The 26,677-nt window shown below is 66.7% G+C and carries 31 protein-coding genes, 1 pseudogene and 1 riboswitch; of the genes and pseudogenes, 28 read left to right on the forward strand and 4 right to left on the reverse strand.

Annotated features, from left to right (window positions below):
- Window positions 1-84 precede the first annotated feature (84 nt).
- The 9 genes and pseudogenes from phnG (at window position 85) to MU449_RS02750 (ending at window position 6,737) form a co-directional block, all read left to right on the forward strand.
- Entirely contained in the window at window positions 85-519 is a 435-nt protein-coding gene (gene phnG / locus MU449_RS02710) for a phosphonate C-P lyase system protein PhnG (protein WP_244736481.1), read from the forward strand.
- Window positions 519-1,085 carry a phosphonate C-P lyase system protein PhnH gene (gene phnH, locus MU449_RS02715; protein ID WP_244736482.1) on the forward strand — a complete coding sequence of 189 codons (567 nt, stop codon included), beginning with the start codon at window positions 519-521 and terminating at the stop codon, window positions 1,083-1,085. Before phnG ends, phnH begins: the two co-directional genes overlap by 1 nt.
- The gene (locus tag MU449_RS02720) at window positions 1,085-2,170 is read left to right on the forward strand and encodes a carbon-phosphorus lyase complex subunit (protein ID WP_244736483.1); all 1,086 of its coding nucleotides are present in this window, start codon (window positions 1,085-1,087) and stop codon (window positions 2,168-2,170) included. The genes phnH and MU449_RS02720 overlap by 1 nt, the downstream gene beginning before the upstream one ends.
- Complete coding sequence (locus MU449_RS02725) at window positions 2,167-2,745, forward strand: HAD-IA family hydrolase (RefSeq protein WP_244736484.1); 579 nt, start codon at window positions 2,167-2,169, stop codon at window positions 2,743-2,745. Before MU449_RS02720 ends, MU449_RS02725 begins: the two co-directional genes overlap by 4 nt.
- Window positions 2,742-3,581, forward strand: coding sequence for an alpha-D-ribose 1-methylphosphonate 5-phosphate C-P-lyase PhnJ (locus MU449_RS02730; protein ID WP_342345634.1), 840 nt, complete (start codon window positions 2,742-2,744; stop codon window positions 3,579-3,581). Before MU449_RS02725 ends, MU449_RS02730 begins: the two co-directional genes overlap by 4 nt.
- A 14-nt stretch (window positions 3,582-3,595) precedes the next feature.
- On the forward strand, window positions 3,596-4,354 hold the full coding sequence (gene phnK, locus MU449_RS02735; RefSeq protein WP_244736485.1) for a phosphonate C-P lyase system protein PhnK: 759 nt from the start codon (window positions 3,596-3,598) through the stop codon (window positions 4,352-4,354).
- 2 nt (window positions 4,355-4,356) lie between these two features.
- A complete protein-coding gene (gene phnL, locus MU449_RS02740) occupies window positions 4,357-5,040 on the forward strand; it encodes a phosphonate C-P lyase system protein PhnL (RefSeq protein WP_244736486.1) in 684 nt (227 codons plus the stop codon).
- Window positions 5,037-5,531 (forward strand): annotated as a pseudogene (gene phnN / locus MU449_RS02745) (phosphonate metabolism protein/1,5-bisphosphokinase (PRPP-forming) PhnN); the annotation flags it as partial. The gene phnL and the pseudogene phnN, both read left to right, overlap by 4 nt.
- A gap of 63 nt (window positions 5,532-5,594) precedes the next feature.
- Window positions 5,595-6,737, forward strand: coding sequence for an alpha-D-ribose 1-methylphosphonate 5-triphosphate diphosphatase (locus MU449_RS02750; RefSeq protein ID WP_244738937.1), 1,143 nt, complete (start codon window positions 5,595-5,597; stop codon window positions 6,735-6,737).
- A gap of 25 nt (window positions 6,738-6,762) precedes the next feature.
- On the opposite strand, the gene MU449_RS02755 is transcribed toward MU449_RS02750, so the two are convergent.
- Entirely contained in the window at window positions 6,763-8,412 is a 1,650-nt protein-coding gene (locus tag MU449_RS02755) for a BCCT family transporter (protein WP_244736487.1), read from the reverse strand.
- Window positions 8,413-8,850: 438 nt separating this feature from the next.
- Between MU449_RS02755 and MU449_RS02760 the strand changes: the two genes are divergently transcribed.
- Window positions 8,851-10,422 carry an SLC13 family permease gene (locus MU449_RS02760; protein ID WP_244736489.1) on the forward strand — a complete coding sequence of 524 codons (1,572 nt, stop codon included), beginning with the start codon at window positions 8,851-8,853 and terminating at the stop codon, window positions 10,420-10,422.
- A 49-nt stretch (window positions 10,423-10,471) separates the two neighbouring features.
- Here MU449_RS02760 and MU449_RS02765 read toward each other — a convergent pair whose 3' ends face one another.
- A complete protein-coding gene (locus tag MU449_RS02765; protein WP_244736490.1) occupies window positions 10,472-11,335 on the reverse strand; it encodes a hypothetical protein in 864 nt (287 codons plus the stop codon).
- Window positions 11,336-11,452: 117 nt separating this feature from the next.
- Between MU449_RS02765 and miaB the strand changes: the two genes are divergently transcribed.
- From miaB to MU449_RS02820, 11 genes are all read left to right on the forward strand, one after another.
- Complete coding sequence (gene miaB / locus MU449_RS02770; RefSeq protein WP_244736492.1) at window positions 11,453-12,742, forward strand: tRNA (N6-isopentenyl adenosine(37)-C2)-methylthiotransferase MiaB; 1,290 nt, start codon at window positions 11,453-11,455, stop codon at window positions 12,740-12,742.
- Between the two features lie 124 nt (window positions 12,743-12,866).
- A complete protein-coding gene (locus MU449_RS02775) occupies window positions 12,867-13,877 on the forward strand; it encodes a PhoH family protein (RefSeq protein ID WP_244736493.1) in 1,011 nt (336 codons plus the stop codon).
- A complete protein-coding gene (ybeY, locus tag MU449_RS02780; protein ID WP_244736495.1) occupies window positions 13,861-14,361 on the forward strand; it encodes an rRNA maturation RNase YbeY in 501 nt (166 codons plus the stop codon). The genes MU449_RS02775 and ybeY overlap by 17 nt, the downstream gene beginning before the upstream one ends.
- A gap of 77 nt (window positions 14,362-14,438) precedes the next feature.
- Window positions 14,439-15,395, forward strand: coding sequence for a hemolysin family protein (locus MU449_RS02785; RefSeq protein ID WP_244736496.1), 957 nt, complete (start codon window positions 14,439-14,441; stop codon window positions 15,393-15,395).
- A gap of 77 nt (window positions 15,396-15,472) precedes the next feature.
- The gene (lnt, locus tag MU449_RS02790) at window positions 15,473-16,888 is read left to right on the forward strand and encodes an apolipoprotein N-acyltransferase (protein WP_244738939.1); all 1,416 of its coding nucleotides are present in this window, start codon (window positions 15,473-15,475) and stop codon (window positions 16,886-16,888) included.
- Window positions 16,889-16,912: 24 nt separating this feature from the next.
- A riboswitch (SAM-SAH riboswitch) is annotated at window positions 16,913-16,961 on the forward strand.
- 5 nt (window positions 16,962-16,966) lie between these two features.
- Window positions 16,967-18,133, forward strand: coding sequence for a methionine adenosyltransferase (gene metK, locus MU449_RS02795; protein ID WP_244736498.1), 1,167 nt, complete (start codon window positions 16,967-16,969; stop codon window positions 18,131-18,133).
- A gap of 68 nt (window positions 18,134-18,201) precedes the next feature.
- A complete protein-coding gene (locus MU449_RS02800) occupies window positions 18,202-18,690 on the forward strand; it encodes a PTS sugar transporter subunit IIA (RefSeq protein WP_244736499.1) in 489 nt (162 codons plus the stop codon).
- 1 nt (window position 18,691) lies between these two features.
- A complete protein-coding gene (gene trmD / locus MU449_RS02805; RefSeq protein WP_244736500.1) occupies window positions 18,692-19,504 on the forward strand; it encodes a tRNA (guanosine(37)-N1)-methyltransferase TrmD in 813 nt (270 codons plus the stop codon).
- A 56-nt stretch (window positions 19,505-19,560) separates the two neighbouring features.
- Complete coding sequence (rplS, locus tag MU449_RS02810) at window positions 19,561-19,932, forward strand: 50S ribosomal protein L19 (RefSeq protein ID WP_244736501.1); 372 nt, start codon at window positions 19,561-19,563, stop codon at window positions 19,930-19,932.
- An 11-nt stretch (window positions 19,933-19,943) separates the two neighbouring features.
- Window positions 19,944-20,165, forward strand: coding sequence for a 50S ribosomal protein L31 (gene rpmE, locus MU449_RS02815; protein ID WP_244736502.1), 222 nt, complete (start codon window positions 19,944-19,946; stop codon window positions 20,163-20,165).
- A 148-nt stretch (window positions 20,166-20,313) separates the two neighbouring features.
- Complete coding sequence (locus MU449_RS02820) at window positions 20,314-21,123, forward strand: division plane positioning ATPase MipZ (RefSeq protein WP_244736503.1); 810 nt, start codon at window positions 20,314-20,316, stop codon at window positions 21,121-21,123.
- On the opposite strand, the gene MU449_RS02825 is transcribed toward MU449_RS02820, so the two are convergent.
- The gene (locus MU449_RS02825) at window positions 21,113-21,436 is read right to left on the reverse strand and encodes an ArsR/SmtB family transcription factor (RefSeq protein ID WP_244738941.1); all 324 of its coding nucleotides are present in this window, start codon (window positions 21,434-21,436) and stop codon (window positions 21,113-21,115) included. The genes MU449_RS02820 and MU449_RS02825 overlap by 11 nt on opposite strands.
- Before the next feature lie 202 nt (window positions 21,437-21,638).
- On the opposite strand from MU449_RS02825, the gene MU449_RS02830 reads away from it, so the two are divergent.
- From MU449_RS02830 to MU449_RS02850, 5 genes are all read left to right on the forward strand, one after another.
- Window positions 21,639-21,989, forward strand: coding sequence for an AtpZ/AtpI family protein (locus MU449_RS02830; RefSeq protein WP_244736504.1), 351 nt, complete (start codon window positions 21,639-21,641; stop codon window positions 21,987-21,989).
- The gene (locus MU449_RS02835) at window positions 21,970-22,731 is read left to right on the forward strand and encodes a F0F1 ATP synthase subunit A (protein WP_280517626.1); all 762 of its coding nucleotides are present in this window, start codon (window positions 21,970-21,972) and stop codon (window positions 22,729-22,731) included. Before MU449_RS02830 ends, MU449_RS02835 begins: the two co-directional genes overlap by 20 nt.
- Window positions 22,732-22,776: 45 nt before the next feature.
- Window positions 22,777-23,022, forward strand: a complete 246-nt coding sequence (locus MU449_RS02840) for a F0F1 ATP synthase subunit C (protein WP_244736506.1) — start codon at window positions 22,777-22,779, stop codon at window positions 23,020-23,022.
- Between the two features lie 78 nt (window positions 23,023-23,100).
- Window positions 23,101-23,643, forward strand: a complete 543-nt coding sequence (locus MU449_RS02845; protein WP_244736507.1) for a F0F1 ATP synthase subunit B' — start codon at window positions 23,101-23,103, stop codon at window positions 23,641-23,643.
- Between the two features lie 3 nt (window positions 23,644-23,646).
- A complete protein-coding gene (locus MU449_RS02850) occupies window positions 23,647-24,201 on the forward strand; it encodes a F0F1 ATP synthase subunit B (RefSeq protein WP_244736508.1) in 555 nt (184 codons plus the stop codon).
- Between the two features lie 47 nt (window positions 24,202-24,248).
- On the opposite strand, the gene MU449_RS02855 is transcribed toward MU449_RS02850, so the two are convergent.
- Window positions 24,249-24,911 carry a YiaD family glycine zipper/OmpA-like lipoprotein gene (locus MU449_RS02855; RefSeq protein ID WP_244736509.1) on the reverse strand — a complete coding sequence of 221 codons (663 nt, stop codon included), beginning with the start codon at window positions 24,909-24,911 and terminating at the stop codon, window positions 24,249-24,251.
- Between the two features lie 135 nt (window positions 24,912-25,046).
- Here MU449_RS02855 and nth point away from each other — a divergent pair, with 135 nt between their 5' ends.
- Both nth and MU449_RS02865 read left to right on the forward strand, forming a co-directional pair.
- On the forward strand, window positions 25,047-25,691 hold the full coding sequence (nth, locus tag MU449_RS02860) for an endonuclease III (protein WP_244736510.1): 645 nt from the start codon (window positions 25,047-25,049) through the stop codon (window positions 25,689-25,691).
- Window positions 25,688-26,677 (forward strand): adenosine kinase, encoded by a 990-nt coding sequence (locus MU449_RS02865; protein WP_244736511.1) that lies wholly within the window; start codon window positions 25,688-25,690, stop codon window positions 26,675-26,677. Before nth ends, MU449_RS02865 begins: the two co-directional genes overlap by 4 nt.

Here is a 26,677-nt window from a genome sequence, read left to right on the forward strand (position 1 = left end):
CGCTTGAGCCGAATCCTCCTTCGCGCTATCACTTGTCTAGTTGTATAGGAATCTGGACAAGTCAGCAAGATGTCGAGGTGGAGCATGGCACACGGGAACGAGATGCGAGCCAGTTGGATGGCCGTGCTGGCCAAGGCCCCCTCCGGGCGGTTGGCCGCGCTGATGCCGGACCTGCCCGCCCATGATATCCTGCGCGCGCCGGAAATCGGGGCGATCATGGTCGAAGGGCGCATCGGCGGCACCGGCGCGCGGTTCAATCTGGGCGAGATGACCGTTACGCGCTGTTCGGTCCGGCTGGACGGGGCCGAGGGCCATGCCTGCATTCAGGGGCGCGACAAGGACCACGCCCGCCGGGCCGCGGTTCTGGACGCGCTGATGCAGGGGGGCGCTGCGGCGCGGATCCGGGCGGAGGTTCTGGATCCCTTGACCGGGGCCGCCACCGCCACCCGCCGCGCCCGCGCCGAAAAGGCCGCCGCAACCAAGGTGGAGTTCTTCACGATGATGCGGGGGGAGGATTGATGACCGCGCACACCCTGTCCGGCGGGTTCGCCGATCCCGCCCGCCAATCCGCCCACGCCTTTCGCGCGGTGATGGAGGCGATGGCCCGCCCCGGCACGTTGCACGACCTGACGGGGGCCGTCGCGCCGGGCCTGTCGGTGGCGGCGGCGACCGTGATCTTGACCCTGACCGACGGCACGACGCCCCTGCATCTGGCAGGGGCTGCGGACACCGAGGCGCTGCGCCGCTGGGTCGCGTTCCACACCGGTGCGCCGCTGGTGGGGGCCGAGCAGGCGGCCTTTGCCGTCGGGCGCTGGGCGGATCTTCTGCCGGTGGACCGGTTTTCCGTGGGCGTCCCCGCCTATCCCGACCGGTCGGCCACGCTGATCGTGGAGGTGCCGACCCTTTCGGCCATGGGGCCTCGCCTGACCGGGCCGGGGATCGCAACGGCGGCCACTCTGGCCCTGCCCGACATCGCCGCGTTTCAGGCCAACCGGGCGCTGTTCCCGCTGGGCTTCGACACGATCCTGACCTGCGGCGCGCGGCTGGCCGCCCTGACGCGCAGCACGAATGTGGAGGCCGTCTGATGTATGTTGCCGTGAAAGGGGGCGAACGCGCGATCGACGCCGCCCACGCCTGGCTGGCCGAGGAACGTCGCGGCGACCGGGCGGTGGCCGACCTGACCGTCCCGCAGATCCGCGAACAGTTGGCGCTGGCGGTGGATCGGGTGATGGCCGAAGGCTCGCTCTATGATCCCGATCTGGCGGCGCTGGCGATCAAGCAGGCGCGGGGGGATCTGATCGAGGCGGTCTTCCTTATCCGCGCCTATCGCACCACCCTGCCGCGTTTCGGATCGTCCCGCCCGGTGGACACCGCCGCGATGGCGGTGGACCGGCGCGTGTCGGCCACGTTCAAGGATCTGCCCGGCGGGCAGGTTCTGGGCCCGACCTTCGATTACACCCACCGCCTGCTGGATTTCGCCCTGATGGCCGAAGGGGAGGCTCCCACCGCCGCCCCGACCGCGCCGCCCCGCGACGAACCCGTCCCCCATGTCATGGGCCTTCTGGACCGCGACGGCCTGATCGAGGCGGAGGCGCCGGACGACGCGCCGCCCACCGACCTGACCCGCACCCCGCTGGACCTGCCCGCCGACCGCGCGGTGCGGTTGCAGGCGTTGACGCGGGGGGATGAGGGGTTCGTCCTCTCGCTCGCCTATTCCACGCAGCGGGGATACGGGCGCACCCACGCCTTCGTGGGCGAATTGCGAATCGGGCGCGTGGCGGTCTGCGTCGATCTGCCCGAACTGGGCTTCGCGGTGGAGGTGGGCGAGATCGAACTGACCGAATGCGAGACGGTGAACCAGTTCAAGGGATCCAGGACCGAGCCGCCGCAATTCACCCGCGGCTATGGCCTCGTAATGGGGCAAAGCGAACGAAAGGCCATTTCCATGAGCTTGGTGGACCGCGCCCTGCGCTGGCAGGATCTGGGCGAGGATTTCGTCGGCGCGCCGGCGCAGGATCCTGAATTCGTCCTGTCCCATTGCGACAACATTCAGGCGACGGGGTTTCTGGAACATATCAAGCTGCCCCATTACGTCGATTTTCAGGCGGAACTGGAACTCGTCCGCCGGTTGCGCGCCGAGGCCATGGCGGGGCAGGAGGCTGCGGAATGAACATTGTTTTCGACATCGGCAACGTGCTGATCCGGTGGGATGCGGCGCTGGCCTTTCCGGATCACGACGCCGAGGCGTTTCTGGCCCGCATCGATTTCCCCGCCCTGAACCTGCGCGGCGACGGGGGGGAGAGCTTTGCCGATCTGGCGCAAGAGATCGCGGACCCGGACGACCGTGCGCTGTTCCTGACCTATCTGGCCAATTACGCCCGCACCATCGCCCAACCGATCGAGGGGACATGGGCGCTGATGGACCGCCTGCGGGCCCGCGGTCATGCGATCCACGCCATCACCAACTGGTCGGCAGAGACATGGCCGACGGGCGTCGCCACCCATCCGCGCCTTGCCACCAGCTTTGCCACCACCATCGTGTCGGGAGAGGAGGGGGTGGTCAAACCCGCCCCCGCGATCTTCGCCGCGTTATGCGCGCGCGCGGGCGTGGCCCCCGACACCTGCGTCTTCATCGACGACAGCGCGGCCAATGCGGCCGGGGCGCGCGCCTTCGGGATGGACGCCATCCATTTCACCACGCCCGAGGCGTTGGAAGCCGCGCTGATCGAAAGGGGTTTGCTGTGAGCGATTACAACTTCGCCTATCTGGACGAACAGACCAAGCGCATGATCCGCCGCGCCCTGCTGAAGGCGCTGGCGATCCCCGGATATCAGGTGCCCTTCGCCAGCCGCGAGATGCCGATGCCTTACGGCTGGGGCACGGGCGGGGTGCAGGTGACGGCGGCCTGCCTGACCCCCGACGACCGGTTGAAGGTGATCGACCAGGGCGCGGACGACACGACGAACGCCGTGTCCATCCGCCGCTTCTTCCAGCGCACGGCGGGCGTGGCCGTGACCGAGGCGACGGCGGATGCCACGGTGATCCAGACCCGCCACCGCATCCCCGAACGCCCGCTGACCGAAGGGCAGATCCTTGTCTATCAGGTGCCGATCCCCGAACCCCTGCGCTTTCTGGAACCGCGCGAGACCGAGACCCGCAAGATGCACGAGCTGGAGGAATACGGCCTGATGCATGTCAAACTCTATGAGGACATCGCCCGGCACGGCGCGATCGCGACCAGCTATGCCTATCCGGTGAAGGTGGAGGGGCGCTATGTCATGGACCCGTCGCCGATCCCGAAGTTCGACAATCCGAAACTGGGCGGCAATGCGGCGATCCAGCTGTTCGGGGCGGGGCGCGAAAGCCGCATCTATGCCCTGCCGCCCTATACCGACGTGGTCAGCCTGGATTTCGAGGATCATCCCTTCGTGGCCTCCAAGGCCGATCACGCCTGCGATCTGTGCGGGGCCACGGACAGCTATCTGGACGAGGTGATCACCGACGATCAGGGCCGCCGGATGTATGTCTGCTCCGACACCGATTTCTGCGGCGGGCGCGTGGCCCTGCGGGAGGTGGCGTGATGGACGGTGCGCACATGGCCCGGCCGCTGCTGCGGGTCGAGGGGCTGACCAAACGTTATGGCCCGCGCATCGGCTGCGCGGATGTGGGGTTCGATCTGTGGCCGGGCGAGGTTCTGGGCATCGTGGGAGAAAGCGGGTCGGGAAAGTCCACGCTTTTGTCCTGCCTGTCGGGCATGGCGCGCCCTGATGAGGGACGGATCCTGTGGGACGGGCGCGACGTGCTGACCTTTTCCGAGGCGGAGCGGCGGCGTCTGCTGCGCGGCGACTGGGCCTATGTCCACCAGAACCCGCGCGACGGGCTGCGGATGGGCGTCAGCGCGGGCGGCAATGTGGGCGAGCGGCTGATGGCCGTGGGCCAGCGCCATTACGGCGACATCCGCGCCACCGCCACCGACTGGCTGGGCCGGGTGGAGATCGCGGCCGACCGGATGGACGACCGGCCTTCGGCCTTTTCCGGCGGGATGCAGCAACGGTTGCAGATCGCCCGCAATCTGGTGACCGGCCCGCGTCTGGTGTTCATGGACGAACCCACGGGGGGGCTGGATGTCAGCGTGCAGGCGCGTCTTCTGGACCTGCTGCGCGGGCTGGTGCGCGACCTGGGCCTGTCGGTGGTGATCGTGACGCACGATCTGGCGGTGGTGCGGCTGCTGGCCGACCGGCTGATGGTGATGAAATCGGGCCGTGTGGTGGAAACGGGCCTGACCGATCAGGTGCTGGACGATCCGCAGCACGCCTATACCCAACTTCTCGTATCTTCCGTATTGCAGGTGTGATGATGATCCGGATCGAAAACGTCACCAAGACCTTCACCCTGCACAATCAGGGCGGCACCGCGCTGTCGGTGATGGAGGGGGCGCATCTGTCCGTCGCGGCGGGGGAATGCGTGGGCCTGATCGGGCAGTCCGGGGCGGGGAAATCGACGCTGATGCGGATGATCTACGGCAACTATCTTGCCGCGTCGGGCGTGATCGAGGTGGCGGGGGTGGACGTGGTCCGCGCCCCCCCGCGCGCGATATTGGCCCTGCGACGCGGGACGCTGGGCTATGTCAGCCAGTTCCTGCGCGTGGTCCCGCGCGTGCCCACGCGGGAGGTGGTGGCCGAACCGCTGCTGCGTCTGGGCGTGCCGGCGGATGAGGCAGACGCCCGCGCGGCGGATCTTCTGGCCCGCGTGAACATTCCCGAACGTCTGTGGGGCCTGTCGCCCACCACGTTTTCGGGCGGGGAACAGCAGCGGGTGAACATCGCGCGCGGCTTCGCCCACCCCTATCCCGTCCTGCTGTTGGACGAACCCACCGCCAGTCTGGACGCGACCAACCGCGCGGTCGTGCTCGATCTGATCGACGCCGCCAAGGCGCGGGGGGCAGCCATCGTCGGCATCTTCCATGACGAGGCGGCCCGCGCCCGGGTCTGCGACCGGCTGGTCGATGTGACGGGCTTCACGCCGGGGCTTGCGGCATGACGCGGCTGGTGGCGGTGGTCGGGCCCTCCGGGGCGGGCAAGGATCTGCTGATGGCGATGGCCTGCGCCGCCCGCCCCGACCTGCGCTGCGTGCGGCGGGTCATCACCCGTCCTGCCGATGCCGGGGGGGAGGAGTTCGACGGCGTGACCGAGGCGGAGTTCGCCCGCCGCCGCGATGCGGGCGAGTTCGCGCTGCACTGGCGGGCGCACGGGTTGGGATATGCCCTGCCGCGGGCGCAGATGGGGGGCGGGGGCGTGGTTCTGTTCAACGCCTCACGCGCCGCGCTGGCCGAGGCGGCGCGGATCTATCCCGATCTGACCGTGGTGCTGGTGACCGCACCGCCCGACATTCTGGCCGCCCGTCTGGCCCATCGCGGGCGGGAGAGTGCGCAGGACCAGGCCCGCCGTCTGGACCGCGCCGCCTTCGCCATGCCAGATGCGGTGACCTGGCGGACGGTCGCCAACGACACCACACCGGAGACGGGGCTTGCCCGCTTTCTTGCCGCTCTGCCCGCCCCGCGCCCCTTATCACCGCCCGCCCGACAGGAGCCTGCCATGACCGAGACGATCCTTGCCAACGCAACGCTGGTGCTGCCGGACGGGGTTGTGCGCGGCAGCCTGCGCCTGTCGGACGGGCGGATCGCAGACATCGCCGCCGGGGCCTCGGTGCCCGCCGGGGCGCTTGATTGCGATGGCGATCTGATCCTGCCCGGCCTGATCGAACTGCACACCGACAATCTGGAGCGCCATCTGCAACCCCGCCCCAAGGTCGCATGGCCGCATCAGGCCGCCATCATGGCGCATGACGCGGAGCTGGCCTCGGTCGGGATCACCACGGTGTTCGACGCGCTGCGGGTGGGGTCGATCTTTTCCAGTTCCAACGCGGGTTACGGCGAATATGCCCGCGCGCTGGCGACCGAGATCCTTGCCATGCGCACCGAGGGGGCCTTGCGCATCGACCACCGCCTGCATCTGCGGGCCGAGATCTGTTCGGAAACCCTGATCGAGGAAATGGCCAAGTTCGGCCCGGACGATGCGGTCGGCATCGTCAGCCTGATGGACCACACGCCCGGCGAGCGTCAGTTCCGCGACATCGGCAAGCTGCGCGATTACGTCATGGGCAAGCGCGGGATGAACGCGGCGGAATTCGACACGCATGTCGCCAGCCAGCAGGCCCTGCGCGCCCGCGTGGGCGCCGCGCATGAGGCGACCGCCGTGGCCGAGGCCCGCCGCTATGGCGCGGTGCTGGCCAGCCATGACGACACCACGGCGGCGCAGGTCGCGACCTCGGGCCGCCACGGGGTGCGGTTCGCGGAGTTTCCCACGACGCCCGAGGCCGCCCGCGCCTGCCGCGGCGCCGGGATTGCGGTGATGATGGGGGCGCCGAACCTGGTGCGCGGCGGATCGCATTCGGGCAATGTCGCGGCGCATGATCTGGCCGAGGCGGGTCTTCTGGATATCCTGTCGTCCGACTATATCCCGTCTTCGCTTCTGACGGCGGCGCTGATGCTGGGGGATCTGTGGGATGACATGCCGCGCGCGGTGGCCACCGTCACCTCGGCCCCCGCCGGGGCGACCGGCCTGACCGATCGCGGGGCGCTGACCGTGGGCCGGCGCGGGGACGTGATCCGGGTGAAGCGGCTGACCATGTCCAGCGCCGTGCGGGGCGTGTGGGTTCAGGGGCGTCGCGTCGGCTGATCCCCCGCGCACCGGCCCCGGGGGGTCATTCGGCCGGTTCCACCGTGGTGGGGATGTTGGCCTGTTCGCGCATGTTGTCCTTGATGATGGCCTTCACAAGGGCCACCCCCATCAGGACCATCACGATGGAGAACGGCAGCGCCCCCACGACCATCGCGCTTTGGATCGCGGAAATGCCCCCCGCGATCAGCAGCGCGCCCACCATCACGATCAGGGCGATACCCCAGAACAGCACGTGCAACCGTGTCTTCGGGCCATCATCCCCGGCGGCGTTGATGGTGTTGACGATCAGGATCGCGGAATCCGCCGTCGTCACCAGATAGGTGAGCAACAGCACCAGCGTGATGGCGGACAGGATGACGGCCATCGCCGGCGGGAACATGACGGCCAGCGCCGCGAACAGCTGATCCGACAGGACGCTGTTGATGATCGTGCCCTGCGCCAGCCCCGACAATTCCAGATCGATCGCCGTCCCGCCCACCAGCGCGAACCAGATGAAGCACATCAGCGATGGCATCACCATCGCGCCGAACACGAATTCCCGGATCGTCCGCCCGCGCGAGATCCGGGCCAGGAACAGGCCCACGAACGGGGCCACCGCGATCCACCACGCCCAGTAGAACACCGACCACGCCCCCTGCCAGGCCGACAGCGCGTCGCCCGTGGGCGTGCTGTCGGGTTGCCAGACGGCGAACATCCGCATCGGCAGCGACCAAAGGTAGTCGACGATGCCGAAGCCCAACGCCTGAAGCCCCGCCAGCGTGCTGCCGAAGATCAGGAACACCGCCAGAAGAAGGAAGCTGAGCCCGATGTTGAGGTTCGACAGCCACTTGATCCCGCGCCCGACACCCGACACCGCCGACAGGGTGGACGCGCCGACGATGATCAGCAGTCCCAGGATGATCGCGGTGGCCGAGGCCGATCCCTCCACGTTCAAAAGCCAGCCTGCGCCGGTGACGCGGTAGAGGCCCGACACGAACTGTTCCACCCCGAACCCCAGCGTCTGCGCCACGCCGACCACGGTCGCGACGACGGCCACGATGTCGACGACATGGCCCAACCAGCCCGACAGGCGCGTGCCGAAGAGCGGCGTCAGGGCCGACCGAATGGTCAGCGGCAGCCCGCGCCGATAGCTGAGATAGGCCAAGGCCATACCTGTGATCGCATATCCCGCCCACGCGGTCAGGCCCCAGTGCAGGAACGACCATTCGAAGGCCGGGCGAACGCTGCCCGCCGAGGCGGCGGCGACCTGTCCCGTGATGATCTCCGGGCTGTTGGAGAAGTGCGAAATCGGCTCTCCGGTGGCATAGGTCAGCATGCCCACCCCGATGCCCGCGCCGAACATCATCGAGAACCACGAGAAGGTGCCGAATTCGGGCCTGTCCTCCTCGGTTCCCAGCTTCATCCGGCCGGCCGCCGGGATCAGCGCCAGCGCGACGCACAGAAGCAGGAAGATCGAGGTGACATAGATGTACCAGCGGCTGAAGATGGTCAGGATGCCCGCGTTGATCGCGTTCAGGACGTTTCCGGCGTTTTGCGGGAACACGATGGCCCACAGGATCAACGCCCCGATCAGGATTTTCGCCGTGACGGCGACGGTGCGGCTGAACCCGTCGTAAAATCCGGTGTCGGCGGTCTTGATGTCAAGTTCGGTCAGGGGGGGCTTCAGGGTCATCGGCTCTTTTTGCTTATGGGTCGTCCGGCACCGAAATGCCGGAACGGGGGGGAGGGGGAAGGTGTATGGCTGCGGGGCGTCACGGCCCCAAGGGTGCAGTCCGTGTCTGGCTGTCTTCGGCAGGGGCGCGCCGGCGGGGGAACGAGGTCAGGCGTTCGGCGTGGCGCAGGGACATCCATCTTGTGTGCCGATCGGCACCGGTTTCGAGGCCGCCCGCAAATGGGCGAAACAACAAGGCAGGCCAGACATAGCCCGACCGCCCCCGAAGACAAATTCGCGGGGTGCGTCTTCGGACAGGGCCGGATATGGGTCCCCCTGCGACATATGGACCGGGGCGCGTCAGGCCCTTGCGCCAGAAGGGACGGGCCGTAGAGTAGCCGGTTCGAGAAAAGACGCCCCCGCCGCAGGCCGGCCGGGGCAGGGGAGGAGGACGCGATCATGTCAGAGAGGCCGGAGCTGAACCATCAGGGGCAGTATAACGAACAACGATCCTGGCGGGAGTGGAACATCTGGATCATGCGCGCGGCCGGGCTGATCGCCGCCGGGGTGGTCTATGCCCTGTTGGGCGGGGCCGAAGGGCTGGGACCGGATGCGCGCACCGTGGCCGCCATCGCCACCCTCATGGCGATCTGGTGGATGACCGAGGCGGTGCCGCTGTCGGTCACCTCGCTGTTGCCCATCGTGCTGATCCCGGCGCTGAGCGGGCAGACCGTGGGGCAGATCACCGCGCCCTATGCCAGCCCCATCGTGTTCCTGTTTCTGGGCGGGTTCCTGATCGCCATCGCGATGGAGAAGTGGAACCTGCACCGCCGCATCGCCCTTCTGACCATTTCCCGCATCGGGATGCAGCCGCGCCGGATCATCCTGGGGGTCATGATCTCCACCGGGTTCCTGTCGATGTGGGTGTCCAACACCGCGACGGCGCTGATGATGCTGCCGATCGGCACGTCCATCCTCGCCCTGTTCCTTGACCGCAAGGACGGCGCGGCGCAGCTGGCCGAGGATCAGCCGATCACCGACGCGATCCGCGATCCCAACGTCGCGGCCTTCGGGGTCTGCCTGATGCTCTCCATTGCCTGGGCCGCCTCCATCGGGGGTCTTGGGACGCTGCTGGGCAGCCCGCCCAACGCCATCGTCGCGGGCTATGCCGCGGATGAGATGGGCGTGACGATCAGCTTCCTGCAGTGGATGATCATCGGCACGCCGCTGGCCGCCGTGTTCCTGCTGGTCGCGTGGTGGCTGATGACGCATGTCCTTTATCGTTTCGATCTGCCGGAACTTCCGGGCGGGCGGACGATGATCGACCGCCAGATCGCCGATCTTGGCCCCATGAGCCAGGGCGAGAAGATGGTGCTTGCGGTGTTCGTCGGTGCCGCCACGCTGTGGATCCTGCCCAGCCTGTTGACCAACATCCCCTTCATCGCCGCCGCCTTCCCGTGGCTGGGCGGGTTCAACGACACGGTCATCGCCATTCTGGCCGGGGTGGTCATGTTCATCCTGCCCGCCAAGGGCAAGACGACGATGGTCCTGAACTGGAAGGATGCCGAGGACGGGTTGCCCTGGGGGGTGCTTCTGTTGTTCGGGGGCGGTCTGAGCCTGGCCTCCGCCGTCGGGGCTTCGGGTCTGGACGACTGGTTCGGCGCGCAGGTTTCGGGTCTGGGCGGGTTGCCGACGCTGCTGCTGGTGGCCGCCGTGGTGACGATCATCCTGTTTTTGACCGAGGTGACGTCCAACACCGCGACCGCCGCCACCTTCATCCCGATCCTGGGGGGCGTCGCGCTGGGCATCGGCGTGGATGCGATGCTGCTGATCATTCCCGCAGCCCTGGCCGCGACCTGCGCCTTCATGCTGCCGGTCGGAACCCCGCCCAATGCCATCGTCTTCGGATCGGGCAAGGTGACGATCGGTCAGATGGCCCGTGGGGGCGTGGTGCTGAACATCATCGGCATCATGATGATCACCGGCGTGATCTATCTGCTGGGGGGGCTGGCCTTCGGGCTGACGTTCTGACGGGCGCGGCGCGGGGGGGGACCTCCGCGCCCGTTCCCTGCCGGGCGGGTCAGACCCATTGCCCCGGTTCCATCAGCCCCAGATCCATGAGTTGCTGCGATTTCCACTGGAACGGCACCGAATAATGGCAGCGGAAATCGTGGATGTCATAACGGGATCCGGGGTTGGACTTCAGGGCCTTGGCCGCGCGGAACGAACAGACGGCGGTGGTGGCGCTGTGGTGCCACGGACAGGAATAGGTGTTGTATTCCTCGTCGTTGAAGGTGAAATCGGGGCGCATCTCCAGCCCCGCCTTGGCCTGGAACAGGCCGATCCGGTCGATCCGCCGCCGTTCGGCGGGCACATGTTCCTCGAACCGCCAGCGGATGCCGCCGAAGAAATCCAGCTGGCGGTCCTTGGGGTGCCCGTGATTGGCGGGGTCGGGACGGCCAAGGGCGTAATATCCGGCCCGGTCCAGAAACGCCTCCTCCAGCGAGACGGCCTTGGGGTTGCGCGACAGATCGCCTGCGTAAAGATCGACGACATAGGACAGGAAGGCATAGCGCCGTTCCTCGGTATGAAAGGCGATCAGTTCGCGCACGTCGCGCGTTTCGCAGAACGGGAAGAACAGGTATTCGCCGTTGAAGCAGTAGTGGAACCAGATCCCCGGCGCGGCGGCGATGAGCGTGTTCATCGCCCGCATCATCGCCCCTTCGGCATGGACGTTGTAGGCGATGCGGTGAACCCGCGCCTCATCCTCGGGGGGGACGGCGATGTCGTCATGGGCCAGCAGCAGGATGCAGCCGAAGCCCAGACGTCCGGCACGGCGCAGGCTGGACACGATCTCGGTCGCGTCTTCGGCCATGATGACGGCAACGGGGCCCTTCTTGAAGATGTCCGCATTGATCGCGTCGTCCAGGGTGCGGTATCGCATACGTCCATCCTTGCCGTTCGGGCGCAGAATGCGGGAAGCGGGGGCGTCAGGGCAAGAGGCTCGATTGCCCCGCCACGGGTTTTTCTGTAGAAGGCGCGGATTCCGCGAGGGGCCACCATGACCAAGAAGCTTTTCATCAAGACCTACGGCTGTCAGATGAACGTCTATGACAGCGAGCGGATGGCCGAGGCCATGGGCGCCGAAGGCTATGTCATGACTGACACGGCCGAGGATGCGGACATGGTGCTTCTGAACACCTGTCACATTCGCGAAAAGGCGTCGGAGAAGCTGTATTCCGATCTTGGCCGCCTGCGCCCGCTGAAGACCGCCAAGCCCGATCTGAAGATCGGCGTGGCGGGCTGCGTGGCCCAGGCCGAGGGGCCGGAGATCATCCGCCGTATGCCGCTGGTCGATCTGGTGGTGGGCCCGCAAACCTATCACCGGCTGCCCGACATGGTGGCGGGGCGTGCGCCCGCCGTGGACACCGAATTTCCGACCGAGGACAAGTTCGACCACCTGCCCAAGCGCAAGGCCCTGCGCGGGCCGACCGCGTTCCTGACGGTGCAGGAAGGGTGCGACAAGTTCTGCGCGTTCTGCGTCGTGCCCTATACCCGCGGGGCGGAAGTCAGCCGCGACCCGCAGCGCCTTCTGACCGAAGCGCGCGATCTGGTGGAACGCGGCGTGCGCGAGGTGACGCTGCTGGGCCAGAACGTCAACGCCTATCACGGGGGCGACTGGACGCTGGCGCAGCTGGTGCGCGAGATGGCGAAGATCGACGGGTTGGAGCGCATCCGCTATACCACCAGCCACCCCAACGACATGGACGATGCCCTGATCGCCGCCCATGGGGAGGAGCCCAAGCTCATGCCCTATCTGCATCTTCCGGTGCAGTCGGGATCGGACCGCATCCTGAAGGCGATGAACCGCAAGCACACCGCCGAACACTACATCCGCCTGATCGAGCGCATTCGCGCCGCCCGGCCCGATCTGATCCTGTCGTCGGATTTCATCGTGGCCTTCCCGGGCGAGACGGAGGCCGACCATCAGGCCACGCTCGACCTGATCCGCGAGGTTCATTACGGATCGGCCTTCAGCTTCAAGTATTCCGCGCGTCCGGGCACCCCGGCGGCCGAAAAGCCCGAACTTCCCGCAGCGGTGGGCGACGCCCGCCTGCAGGAGCTTCAGGCCCTGATCACCCAGCAGCAGCGCGCGACGCAGGATGCCATGGTCGGGCGCGAGGTGGGCGTTCTGTATGAAAAGGCCGGACGTCTGCCGGGGCAGATGGTGGGCAAGTCCGACCATCTGCACGCGGTGCATGTCGATGACGCGAACGGCACGGTGGGCGATCTGGTGCGGGTGCGCATCACCGCGGCCTCCACCAACTCGCTCGCGGCGGTGCGGCTCTAGATTTCGGCGGGGAATACGGGGCTGTCGCAATATCTTCACCCCCTTGGGCTGCAAAATGCTTGCCTCGGGGGGATGATGCCCCCACATTCAAGGGGCAGCCACCGCCTTGAAAAGGGAGATTTCCTTGGGCATCAGCGCTCTGACCCCCCCGAAACGTGCCGATGAGGCCATCGAGTCGCATCTGGAATTTCCCGACAACCGCCTGCTGATCGACCTGTGCGGCGAATATGACCGCAATCTGGCGCAGATCGAACATCAGTTGGGCATCCAGATCGTGCGCCGGGGCAACCGGCTGGTGATCCTGGGGGAAAAGACGTTGCGGGATCAGGCGATGGCGGTGCTGAAAGGCATGTATGCCCGTTTGGAATCGGGCCGGGGCCTTGTGTCGGGCGACATCGAAGGGGCCTTGCGCATGTCGGGCAACGTCTTCGGCGACACCGCCCTGCAGATGGAGATGTTCCAGCCCGGCCAGCACGAGATCCGCACCCGCAAGAAGCCGGTGGAGCCGCGGACCGACGCGCAGAAGGCCTATGTCGCGAACCTGTTCGACAATGAACTGGTCTTCGGCATCGGACCGGCGGGCACGGGCAAGACCTATCTGGCCGTGGCCGTGGGCGTGACCATGCTTCTGTCGGGCGCGGTGGAGAAGATCATCCTGTCCCGTCCGGCGGTGGAGGCGGGGGAACGGCTCGGCTTCCTTCCCGGCGACATGAAGGAGAAGGTCGATCCCTACATGCAGCCGCTTTATGACGCGCTGAACGATTTCCTGCCGCAGAAGCAGTTGGCCAAGCTGATGGAGGACAAGCGGATCGAGATCGCGCCGCTGGCCTTCATGCGCGGGCGGACCTTGGCCAACGCCTTCGTGGTGCTGGATGAGGCGCAGAACGCCACGACCATGCAGATGAAGATGTTCCTGACCCGTCTGGGCGAGGGCAGCCGCATGGTCATCACCGGCGACCGGACGCAGATCGACCTGCCGCGCGGCACCGCGTCGGGGTTGCAGGACGCCGAGCGTATCCTGAAGGACGTGCGGGGCGTGTCCTTCAACTACTTCAATTCCAAAGATGTGGTGCGGCACCCGCTTGTGGCCCGCATCATCGAGGCGTATGACGCCGCCGATGGAACCGCTGGTTGATACCGTAATCGAAGATGACCGCTGGGAGGCCTTTGGCCTTCCGGCCCTTGCCACGCGCGCGGCGGAGGCGACCTTCGCCACCTTGGGCGTTCATGGCGTGACGTTGGCGCTGATGGGCTGCGACGACGCGGAAATCGCCCGCCTGAACGGCGAATTCCGCGACAAGGCCAAGCCCACCAACGTCCTGTCCTGGCCGTCCGAAGATCGCGCGGCCGGAGAGCCGGGGGGCCTTCCCGACCTGTCGGGCGGCGATGACGACGATCCCGACGAATTGGGCGACATCGCCATCGCCTGGGACACCTGCATGGCCGAGGCGGAGGCGCAGGGCAAATCCCCGCAGGATCACGTGACGCATCTGGTCGTCCACGGCATCCTGCATCTTCTGGGATACGACCACGAAACCGATGCGGATGCCGAGCTGATGGAGGGGACGGAAACCCGCATCCTCGCCACGCTTCACATCAAGGATCCCTACGTGACGTAGGTCTTGCCAGACGGCCCCCCTATGCCCCATATTGGACCTGTCGCCCATCTGGGGCGTCGCATCCGTCAGAAGGACCAATGGGAAGCAGCATCGACGGCTCTCCTGCGGCGCAACGCGCGCAGGACACCGCAGAGGACATATCGCGACGTAACGTCGTGGACACTCTCACCTCACCCCCCCCGCCCACCGAACGCGACGGCCATCCCGAACGGGATACGGCCTCTGAAAAGGAGGGGCGCGGCTTTTTCGGCCGCCTGTTCAGCGCCTTTTCGCCCGACGATACGGACGAACTGAGCGATGACGCGGACGAAGACACCTCCGGCATCGCCAATCTTCGCCGCCTTCGGGTGGATGATGTGGCCGTCCCCAAGGCCGAGATCGTGGCCGTTTCGGTGGATATCGGCCTGTCCGATCTGGTGGCCACCTTCCGGCGCGAGGGGTATTCGCGGCTTCCGGTCTTTGACGGGTCGCTGGACAATCCGCTGGGCATGATCCTCTTGAAGGATCTGGCGCTGAAGCACGACTTCACCTCGGACGAACCGTTCGATCTGCGCGCCCTGCTGCGCCCGATCATGTTCGCGCCGCCGTCGATGACCTTGGGCACCCTGCTGCAGAAGATGCAGCGCGAACGGATGCATCTGGCGCTGGTGATCGACGAATATGGCGGGGTGGACGGTCTGGTCACGATCGAGGATCTGATCGAGACGGTCATCGGCGAGATCGACGACGAGCATGACGAGGTGGCGGGCGCCCTGTGGGTGCAGGACCGTCAGGGCGATTACATCGTGCAGTCGCGCGCGTCGGTCGATGCGTTCCGCAAGGCCACGGGCATCGACCTGCGCGGGGCCGAGGATGACGAGGACGTCAACACCATCGGTGGCCTGATCTTCGTGCGGGCCGGCCGCGTGCCCAAGAAGGGCGAGGTGGTGGAGCACGAAAGCGGCGTCCGGTTCGAGGTTCTGGACGGCGATCCCCGCCGCATCAAGCGTCTGCGCGTGCATCTGCCCAAGGGCGATGCGGTGCCGTCGGTCTGATCCCACCCGTGCGGCGCCTGTTCCGGCACGTTCCCGATTGGCCGCGCACATGCGCGGCCTTCGCGCTTGGTGCCGCCATGGCGGTCGGGCAGGCCCCCTTGGGCTGGTGGTTCGTGACGCTGGCGGCGCTGGGCGGCCTGTGTGTCCTCATCGGGCAGGGGGGCGTGGGCCGTGGCTGGTGGATCGGGCATCTGGCGGGGGCGGGCTATTTCGCGGTGTCCCTGAACTGGATCGTCGAGCCGTTTCTGGTCGATCCGCTGACCTATGGCTGGATGGCCCCGTTCGCGGTGGTGCTGATCTCGGTCGGGTTGGGGCTGTTCTGGGGGGGGGCGGGGGCCGTGTCGGCCCTCGTGCGTCCCGCGCTGCGGCCCGTGGCCTTTGCCGTGGCCCTGACGGCGATGGAATGGGTGCGCGGCCATATCCTGACGGGGTTCCCCTGGGCGCTGGTCGGGCATGTCTGGATCGGGTGGGCCCCGGCGCAGCTGGCGGCCTGGGTGGGGCCGGTGGGTCTTACGCTGATGACGGCGCTTCTGGCGGCGTTGCAGGTGGCGTTCCGGTGGCGGGGGGCGGCGGCGGCGGTCCTCGGGCTGGCGGCGGCCTTCGGGGCGGGGACGTGGCGGCTGGACCAGCCGGACCCTGCCGCGCCGGGGCAGACCGTCCGCCTGATCCAGCCGAACGCCGCGCAGGCGATGAAATGGGACCCCGACCGCGCCGCAACCTTGCTCCAGCGCGGGCTGGAACTCAGCGCCGCGCCGGGGTCGCCCGACCTGATCGTCTGGCCCGAAACCTCCATCCCCTATCTGCTGGACGACACCCTCTCGGCGGAGGTGGCCTTTGCCGCGCAGGGCGCGATTTCGGTCGTGGGCATTCAGCGGCTGGAGGGGGAGCGGGCGTTCAATTCGCTGGCCGTGATCGCGCCGGACGGGCAGGTGGGTCCGATCTATGACAAGCACCACCTCGTGCCGTTCGGCGAATACATCCCCTTCGGCGATACGCTGGCGCGGGTGGGCATCCGCGCCTTCGCCGCCCAGCTTGGCAATGGCTACAGCGCGGGGCCGGGGCCGGAGGTGCTGACCTTGGGGGCCACGCGGGCCTTGCCGCTGATCTGCTATGAGGCGGTGTTTCCGCAGGATGTGGCCGCCGCGCCGGTGCGTCCCGACTGGCTGCTGCAGGCCACGAACGACGCGTGGTTCGGCACGTTGACCGGCCCCTATCAGCATCTGGCGCAGGCGCGATTGCGCGCGATCGAGCAGGGGCTGCCGCTGCTGCGCGCCGCCAATACCGGCGTATCGGCGGTGATCGACGCGCGGGGTCGCATCCTGTCGGACCTGCCGATGGGGGTGGCGGGAAAGCTGGATGCGGCCCTGCCGGGGGCCTTGCCCCCCACCCTTTATTCCCGCACGGGCGACGTGCCTGTTCTGGTTCTTCTGGCGCTGATGGCTGCGCTGCTTGCAACGCGGCCCTGCCGAAACGAACGGTTGACGCCCCTGTGATAGGGGGATAGCGATGCGGTCATCGAACCGTCACAACGGCTTCCTGACGTGACGGGGATCATTCATCGGAGCATTTTCATGTCACGCAAGAATTACGTCTTCACCTCCGAATCCGTGTCGGAGGGGCACCCGGACAAGGTCTGCGACCGCATCTCGGATGCGATCCTCGACGCGTTCCTTGAGGCGGAACCCATGGCGCGCGTGGCGTGTGAGACGTTCGCCACCACCAATCAGGTCGTGGTGGGGGGCGAAGTCGGGTTGGCCGATCAGACCCGCCTGCACGACTATCTGGGCCGGATCGACGGGATCGTGCGCGATTGCGTCAAGGATATCGGATACGAGCAGGACAAGTTCCACTGGAACACGGTCAATGTCCTGAACCTGCTGCATCCGCAATCGGCGCATATCAGTCAGGGCGTGGACAAGGACGGCGCGGGCGATCAGGGCATCATGTTCGGCCATGCCGTGAACGAAACGCCGGAGCTGATGCCCGCCCCGATCCTTTATTCCCACGCGATCCTGCGCCGTCTGGCCGAGGCGCGGAAATCGGGCGCGGCCCCGACGCTCGGGCCGGATGCGAAATCGCAGATCTCGCTGCGGTACGAGGATGGCAAGCCGGTGGAGGTGACCTCGCTGGTGCTGTCCACCCAGCATCTGCATGAGGATCAGACCTCGGACGATATTCGCGCGATCATCGAACCGTATATCCGCGAGGTTCTGCCCGCGGGCTGGCTGACCGACAAGACCGAATGGTGGGTCAACCCGACGGGCACCTTCGTCATCGGCGGGCCGGACGGGGATGCGGGCCTGACGGGCCGCAAGATCATCGTCGACACCTATGGCGGGGCGGCCCCCCATGGCGGCGGCGCGTTTTCGGGCAAGGATCCGACCAAGGTGGACCGTTCGGCCGCCTATGCCGCGCGCTATCTGGCCAAGAACGTGGTCGCGGCGGGACTGGCCAAGAAGTGCACGATCCAGATTTCCTATGCCATCGGGGTCGCCAAGCCCCTGTCGGTCTATGTCGACACCTATGGCACGGGCGCGGTCGATCCGGCGGCGATCGAGGCGGCGATCCCCAAGGTCATGGACCTGTCGCCCCGCGGCATCCGCGAGCATCTGGACCTGAACCGTCCGATTTATGCCCGCACCGCTGCCTATGGCCATTTCGGGCGCGCGCCCGAGGCGGATGGCGGTTTCAGCTGGGAGCGGACCGATCTGGCCCGCGCGCTGGCCGCCGCCCTTTGACATCCGCGCCCTCGGGCGCCGCCCGTCCGGGACGATCCGGGCGGGCTTTCCCTTATGACAGGTCGTTCATGGCACTTTCCGATCTTCTCCGCCCCGAGGGGCTGCTTCTGGACATCGCCGCCGAAAACAAGGCGGACCTTCTGACGCAACTTTCGGCCCGCGTGGCGGATATATGGGATCTGGACGCCACACGTGTCCTGAAAAAACTGACCCAGCGGGAAGAGCTGGGGTCCACCGGCATCGGTCGGGGCATCGCCCTGCCGCATTGCACCTGCGACGGGGTGCAGACGCCGATGGTGGTCTTTGCCCGCGTGACGCCGGGGGTGGATTACAAGGCGGTGGACGGCGACAAGGTCGATCTGGTCATGGCGCTGCTTCTGCCCAAGGACAACACCAGTCAGCATCTGTCGGCCCTGGCGCAGGCGGCGCGCATCCTGCGGCAGCCGGCGGTGGTCAAGGCCCTGCGCCGCGCCAGCGCCCCCGAGGAGGTCATGGCCATCTTCCGCGCCGCCCAATCCACCGCCGAGGAAGAGCGGCGGGTGGAACAGGGCGCCTGACATGACCGACCCCACCCCCAAATCCCACGGCCGCCTGTCCATCCGCGCCTCGGTTCAGCCGCGCGATCTGATGGCGGATGTGCGCGTGGTGGGGGCGTGGCGCGCGCAGATCATCACCCTGTTCCCCGAGGCGTTTCCGGGCACGCTGGGCCTGTCGCTGACCGGCAAGGCGCTGGATCTGGGGCTTTGGGCGCTGGACACGATCGACCTGCGCCCCTTCGGCGAAGGGCGGCACCGCAATGTGGACGACACGCCGGCGGGGGGCGGGGCCGGGATGGTGCTGCGCCCCGACGTGGTGTCGCGCGCCCTGGACCAGGCGGCGGCGCAGGCCGCGCCGGGATCGCCCGTGATCTATCTGTCGCCCCGCGGCAAGCCCTTCGATCAGGCCATGGCGCAGCGCTGGTCGGAAGGGCCGGGGGTGACCCTGCTGTGCGGCCGGTTCGAAGGGGTGGATCAGCGCGTCATCGATCATTACGGGATCGAGGAGGTGAGCCTTGGCGATTTCGTCATGACGGGGGGCGAGATTGCGGCGCAGGCCTTGATCGACGCCACCGTTCGCCTTATACCGCGCGTCATCGGGAATCATGCGTCGACCGAGGAAGAGTCTTTCTCGGCCGGTCTTCTTGAATTTCCGCAATACACGAAACCTTCGGTCTGGCAGGACCGCGAGATCCCGGAAGTGCTTCTGTCCGGCCATCACGCGAACATCTCCCGCTGGCGGAAGGATCTGGCCGAAAGGCTGACAAAGGAACGCAGGCCTGATCTCTGGCGGGCTTACTGTGCGCGACACGGTAGGGACCCGGGCGAAGACTGAGAGCGCTCAGGCGGCATCACATCGTGGAATACCACGAGATTTGAAAAGGATATGCGATGAACCTGATCGCACAGATCGAAGCGGAACAGATCGCCGAACTTGGCAAGACCATTCCCGACTTCAAGGCTGGCGACACCGTGCGCGTCGGCTTCAAGGTGACCGAGGGCACCCGGACCCGCGTGCAGAACTATGAAGGCGTCTGCATCTCGCGCAAGGGCGGCGCCACGCTGGCGGCCTCGTTCACCGTTCGCAAGATTTCGTTCGGCGAAGGCGTGGAGCGTATGTTCCCGCTCTATTCGACGAACATCGATTCGATCGAGGTGGTTCGCCGTGGCCGCGTGCGCCGCGCGAAACTCTACTACCTCCGGTCGCGTCGCGGCAAATCGGCCCGTATCGCCGAGGTCACGAACTACAAAGCCAAGGCCTGAGGAGCGGATCCATGCAAAAAGACATCCATCCCGACTATCACTTCATCGACGTGAAGATGACCGACGGCAGCGTGCACAAGTTCCGCTCCACCTGGGGCAAGGAAGGCGAGCAGATGGCGCTGGACATCGACCCGCTGGCGCACCCGGCCTGGACCGGCGGCAACAGCCGCCTGATGGACACCGGCGGCCGCGTGTCGAAGTTCAAGAACAAATACGCCGGTCTGGGCTTCTGATCCGATCTGCATCGTGTTGCACAGGGCGCGGGGGAAACCTCGCGCCCTTTTGCTTTGCGCGCCACAGGCCGTGGCGGATCGGTCCCCCGCCCCTTGCACGGGAACGTGACAACCGATAGCCGGTTGGGAAAAGTTCGGGGGACGCGTCATGGCGCATATCATCGTCGTGGGCAACGAGAAGGGCGGGTCGGGGAAATCCACGACCTGCATGCATGTGGCGACCGCGCTGGTCCGGTCGGGGCATCGCGTGGGGGCGCTGGATCTGGACGTGCGGCAGCGCAGCTTCGGCCGTTATACCGAAAACCGGCTGGCCTTCCTGAACCGCACGGGGACCGACCTGCCATCCCCGACCTATCTCCCCCTGCCGGAGGTGGACGAGGCGACGCTGGCCCCCGGCGAGAATGTCATGGATCGACGGCTGGCCGAGGGTGTGGCGCGGCTGGAGCCGGATTCGGATTTCATCATCATCGATTGCCCCGGATCGTATACGCGGCTGAGCCAGGTCGCGCATACGCTGGCCGACACGCTGATCACGCCGCTGAACGACAGTTTCGTGGATTTCGACCTTCTGGCCCGGATCGACCCGGAAACCGGCAAGGTGAAGGGGCCGTCGATCTATTCCGAGATGGTTTGGAACGCGCGGCAGACGCGGGCGCAGGCGGGGCTGAAGCCGATTGACTGGATCGTGCTGCGCAACCGTCTGGGCGCGCAGCAGATGCACAACAAGAAGAAGGTGGGGGCCGCGCTTGAGGATCTGTCGCGCCGCATCGGCTTTCGCGTGGCGCCGGGGTTTTCGGAACGGGTGGTGTTCCGCGAATTGTTTCCGCGCGGCCTGACGCTGCTGGACCTGAAGGATATGGGGGTCGGCAGCCTCAACCTCTCCAACATCGCGGCGCGGCAGGAGGTGCGGGACCTCATGGACGAATTGCAGCTTCCGGGCGTGACCGTCAGCTTCTGAGCTCGGCCGCAAGAAAGCGTTCGAAGGCGTCCAGATCCAGAGGATCGACCTGACCGAAGGCCCGCATCCACACCGACGCCGCACGCAGGGCGTCCGGTTCCAGCCGACACCAGCGCAGACGGCCCCGGCGTTCCTGGGTGATCAGCCCCGCATCGACCAGAACCTGAAGGTGCTTCGACACCGCCGCCAGCGACATCTGGAACGGGGCGGCCACATCGGTCACCGCCATGTCATCCTCCAGCAGCATCGCAAGAATGCCGCGCCGGGTGGGGTCGGCCAGCGCCGCGAAGACTTTGTCCAGATTGTCGTTCATCCATCCGGTATGGGGCCGGAAGGGGCGGGCGGTCAATCGACGTTCAACCTTCGGGTTGACGAAGGGGCGGTGCGACATTCGCGCGCAGATCGACGCGGGTGGGGAATTTGTTGCATTCTCAGTGGCTTGCACCCTTGCCCCTGATGCTTGACTTGAGGGGGAGGGAGGGTTAATCCCTCTCGGGACTGTGAAGGGACGTGCCATGTCCGACAACCCCGATCCCGAACGGCTGCGCGCGCTTGAGGCGCGGCTGACGAAATTGAGGGGCCCCGAGGCGGAGCGCAACTCCGGTGAGGTGGGCAAGGCATTCTCGGCGGGCGAGGTCGGCTGGCGGATGGTGACGGAACTGGTCGCCGGATTGCTGATCGGGTTCGGACTGGGATACGGGTTGGATGTGCTGCTCGGCACTTTGCCCCTGTTCCTGATCATCTTCACGCTTCTTGGCTTCATCGCCGGGGTGCGGACGATGATGCGAAGCGCCCGCGACGTGCAGGCGAAACAGATTTCGGGCGAAGGTGCCCGCAAGGATGAGGATGGACGGCGTGGCAGTTGAAACGGACGGAAGCGGTTTCAAGATCGACCCGATGGGGCAATTCGTCGTCCGCCCGCTGTTCAGCGACGGGCCGATCCAGTGGTACACCGTCACCAACGTGACGCTGTGGCTGGCGCTGGCCGTGGTCTGCGTTCTGGCGCTGATGGTGCTGGGCACGCGCCGCCGCGCCATGATCCCGACCCGCAGCCAGTCCGTGGCCGAGATGGCCTATGGCCTGATCCACAACATGGTGCATGACGTCGTGGGCAAGGATGGGGCGAAATACTTCCCCTACATCATGACGTTGTTCCTGTTCGTGCTGTTCGCGAACCTGCTTGGCCTTGTCCCCGCCTCCTTCACCACCACCAGCCATGTGGCCGTGACGGCGACGCTGGCGCTGATGGTGTTCGTGTCGGTCACCGTCATCGGGTTCGTCCGCAAGGGTCCGGGCTTTCTGAAGCTCTTCTGGGTCGAGGCGGCGCCGCTGCCGGTGCGCCCGATCCTCGCCGTGATCGAGCTTATCTCCTATTTCGTGCGTCCCGTCAGCCATTCCGTCCGTCTTGCGGGCACGATGATGGCCGGGCACGCGGTTCTGAAAGTGTTCGCGGGCTTTGCGTCGATCGTCCTGATCTCGCCCGTGGCCATCGGGGCCGTCACCGCCATCTACGGGCTGGAGCTTCTGGTCTCGCTCGTTCAGGCGTATGTTTTCACCATTCTGACCTGTGTGTATCTGCGCGACGCCGTCGGCGAAGCCCATCACTGACACCGGTTCGACTTTTTAATACCCAATTCCATAAGGAGAATGACTATGGAAGGCGATCTCGTTCAATTTGCACTGATGGGCAAGTTCATTGGCGCCGGTCTGGCCGCCATCGGTTGTGGCGCGGCCGGTATCGGTGTGGGTCACATCGCGGGCAACTTCCTGTCGGGCGCCCTGCGCAACCCGTCGGCAGCCCCGGGCCAGCTGGCCAACCTGTTCGTCGGCATCGCGTTCGCGGAAGCTCTCGGGATCTTCTCGTTCCTGATCGCCCTGCTGCTGATGTTCGCGGTCTGATCACCGCCGTCATCTGTTCTTGGGCCGAAGGGGTGCAACGCCCCTTCGGCCTGATCCTTGCTGACGCGGAGGGTATTCATGCAACATGACGTTGAAACGGTGACCGAAGCGGCCGCCACCGATGCACCCGTCGTGCAAGGGATGCCGCAACTCGACTTTTCCAGCTATCCCAACCAGATTTTCTGGCTGCTGGTGGCGCTGGTCGCGATCTATCTGATCCTGACCCGCGTGGGTCTGCCCCGTGTCGCCTCGGTCTTGTCCGAGCGGCGTGGCGCGATCACCAACGACCTGCTGGCGGCGGAAGAGCTGAAGCAGAAGGCCAAGGATGCCGAGGCCGCTTATAACGCGGCGCTGGCCAAGGCACGGGCGGACGCGGCGGACATCGCCGCCGAAACGAAGGCGTCGATCGACGCGCAACTGCAGCAGGCGATCGCGCAGGCGGATGCCGAGATCGCCACGCGCGCCGCCGAATCCGAGGTTCGGATTTCGGAAATCCGGGCCGGAATGCGTCAAAGCGTGTCCGAGGTGGCAACCGACACCGCGCAGGCGCTGGTCGCGGCCTTGGGTGGCAAGGCCGATGCGTCGGTCGATGCGGCTGTCGCCGCCCGCGTGAAAGGATAAGCCATGAAGACCCTTGCCATTCTTCTGACGCTTGTCGCGACACCGGCCCTTGCGGCGGGGGGCGAGTTCCTGTCCCTGGGCAATTCCAACTTCGTCGTTCTTCTCGGCTTCCTCGTTTTTGTCGGGATCCTGGTCTGGTTCAAGGTTCCCAGCAAGATCGTGGGCGTTCTGGACAAGCGCGCGACGGATATCCGCAGCGAGCTGGAGGAAGCCCGCGCGCTGCGCGAAGAAGCGAAGGCGCTGCTGGCCTCTTATGAGCGCAAGCAGAAAGATGTGATGGAGCAATCCGAGCGCATCGTCGCCAAGGCCCGGCAGCACGCCATGGCGGCGGCCGATCAGGCCAAGCTTGCGCTGAAGGACGCGGTGGATCGCCGGATGCAGGCGGCGGCGGACCAGATCGCCTCGGCCGAAGCCGGCGCGGTCAAGGAAGTGCGCGAGCGGGCCATTGCGGTGGCCGTGGCCGCCGCGACCGAGGTTCTTTCCAAGCAAATGACGCCAGAGGCGCGATCCGCCTCGATCGATCGGTCGATCGATCAGGTGGCTGCGAAACTGCATTAAAAAAGGCCGGTCGAAAGACCGGCCTTTTTCCTGTCCGTGGCCCGCGCTTATTGCGTCGGGCGGATCACGATGTCCACGCGGCGGTTCTGTGCGCGGCCCGCAGCCGTCGCGTTCGAGGCCACCGGCTGGTTGAAGCCCATGCCATAGGACGACACGCGGTTGGACGGCACACCGCTGGAGATCAGCGTCTGGGCCACCGCACCGGCGCGGCGTTCCGACAGGTTCTGGTTCAGCGATGCGCTGCCCGTGTTGTCGGTATGGCCCACGATCTGGATGTTGGAGTTCGGATACTGGATCAGGTTCTGGGCCACGGCGCGCAGGTCGGCCTGCAGGTCCGGACGCAGCGAGGCGCTGTTCGTGGCGAACAGGATGTCCTGCGGCATGGTCACGACCAGTTCGTTGCCCGTGTTGCGCACACCGACGTTGGAGCTGGTGGAGGCGCGCAGCGCTGCGGCCTGACGGTCCATCTGTGCGCCGATCGCGCTGCCCAGAATGCCGCCGACGATGGCGCCGCCGGCAATCTTGGCGTCACGGTTGCTGCCCGATTGCGCGCCCAGCACGCCGCCGATGATGGCGCCGGTTGCGGCCCCCGCGGTCGTGCGCTGGTTGGCATAGGCCGAATTGCCGACGCCCGTGCCATAGGGATCCTGGCACGCGGCCAGACCCAGAAACGCCACGGCGCCGATTGCGATAGGTGTCTTGAACTTCATGATGTCGCCTCGTCTTCGCGAATGCGCCTGAAATGGCGCGTGAAACTCTTATAGAACGGCGATGGGCGGGGGAAGGTTCCGCCGGTGCCTCGGCGGGGACTTGCCGTGAATGTGTCCGGCTGCCATACCCTTGGGATGGCGCGCCAACTTCCCTATCACGATATTCACGCGATCTTTGCGATCCTGCACGGCATCGACCCCGAACCGAAGGGCGAGCTGGAGCATGTGAACGCCTATACGCTGCTGGTCGCGGTCGCCCTGTCGGCGCAGGCGACGGATGCGGGGGTGAACAAGGCCACGCGGGGGCTGTTCGCCCGCGTCACCACCCCCCAGCAGATGCTGGATCTGGGCGAAGACGCGCTGCTGGACGCGATCAAGACCATCGGCCTGTTTCGTCAGAAGGCCAGGAACGTCATGAAGCTCAGCCGCATCCTCGTGGATGTCCATGGGGGGGAGGTGCCGTCCTCGCGTGCGGCGCTGCAGGCGCTGCCGGGGGTGGGGCGCAAGACGGCGAATGTCGTTCTGAACATGTGGTTCCACCAGCCCGTCATGGCGGTGGACACGCATGTGTTCCGCGTGGCCAACCGCACCGGCATGGCGCCGGGCAAGGATGTGGAGGCGGTGGAGCGGCATCTGGAGGACCAAATCCCCGCGCAATTCGCGCTTCACGCCCATCACTGGCTGATCCTGCACGGGCGGTATATCTGTCTGGCGCGCAAGCCGCGCTGTGGCATCTGCCCCATCAACGACCACTGCCTGTTCGAGGAAAAAACCGCATGAAACGCTTTCAGGTCGCCGGCATCGGCAACGCGATGGTCGATGTTCTGGCCCCTACGCCGGACGATTTCCTGGCCCGTCACGGGATCCAGAAGGGGATCATGCAGCTGATCGATCAGGAGCGGGCGGTCGCGCTTTACGATGCCCTGGGCCCGACGCGGCAGATTTCCGGCGGATCGGCGGCGAACACCATCGCGGGGCTGGCGCATATGGGGGCCCGCACGACCTATGTCGGCAAGGTGCGCGATGACCAGTTGGGCGCGATCTTCGCCCATGACCTGCGGGCGCAGGGCGCGGTGTTCGACACCCCGCTCGCCCCCGCCACGACCGAGCAGGAGACGGGCCGCTGCCTGGTCTGCGTGACGGCGGATGGGGAGCGGTCGATGAACACCTATCTTGGCGTGTCGGAATTCCTTGGGCCGGACGACATCGACCCCGGCGCGATGGCCGATGCCGACTGGCTGTATCTGGAAGGCTATCGTTTCGACGGGCCGGACAGCAAGGAGGCGTTCGCCAAGGCCATCGCCGCGACGAAACAGGGCGGGGGCCGCGTTTCGGTCACCCTGTCCGATCCGTTCTGCGTGGAGCGTCACCGCGCGGCGTTCCGCGCGCTGGTGCGGGACGACGTGGACCTGCTGTTCGCCAACCGGGCCGAGATGATCTCGCTTTATCAGACCGACGATCTGGACGCGGCCCTGGATCAGGCGGCGGCCGAGGCGGCGATCGTGGCCTGCACCGACGGCGCGAACGGCGCGCATATCCTGACGGGGGGCGAGCGGTGGCACGTTCCGGCCGAACCGACGACCGTGGTGGACGCCACCGGCGCGGGCGATCTGTTCGCGGCGGGCTTCCTGTGGGGGCTGGTCAACGGGCGCACGCCGGCCGAGTGCGGACGGATGGGCTGCCTGGCCGCGGCCGAGGTGATTTCCCACATCGGCGCCCGGCCGGAGGTGGACCTGCGCGACATCTACCGCGCGCAGGGCCTGTAG

The organism is Falsirhodobacter halotolerans (assembly GCF_022899245.1).
Lineage (GTDB): Bacteria > Pseudomonadota > Alphaproteobacteria > Rhodobacterales > Rhodobacteraceae > Falsirhodobacter > Falsirhodobacter halotolerans.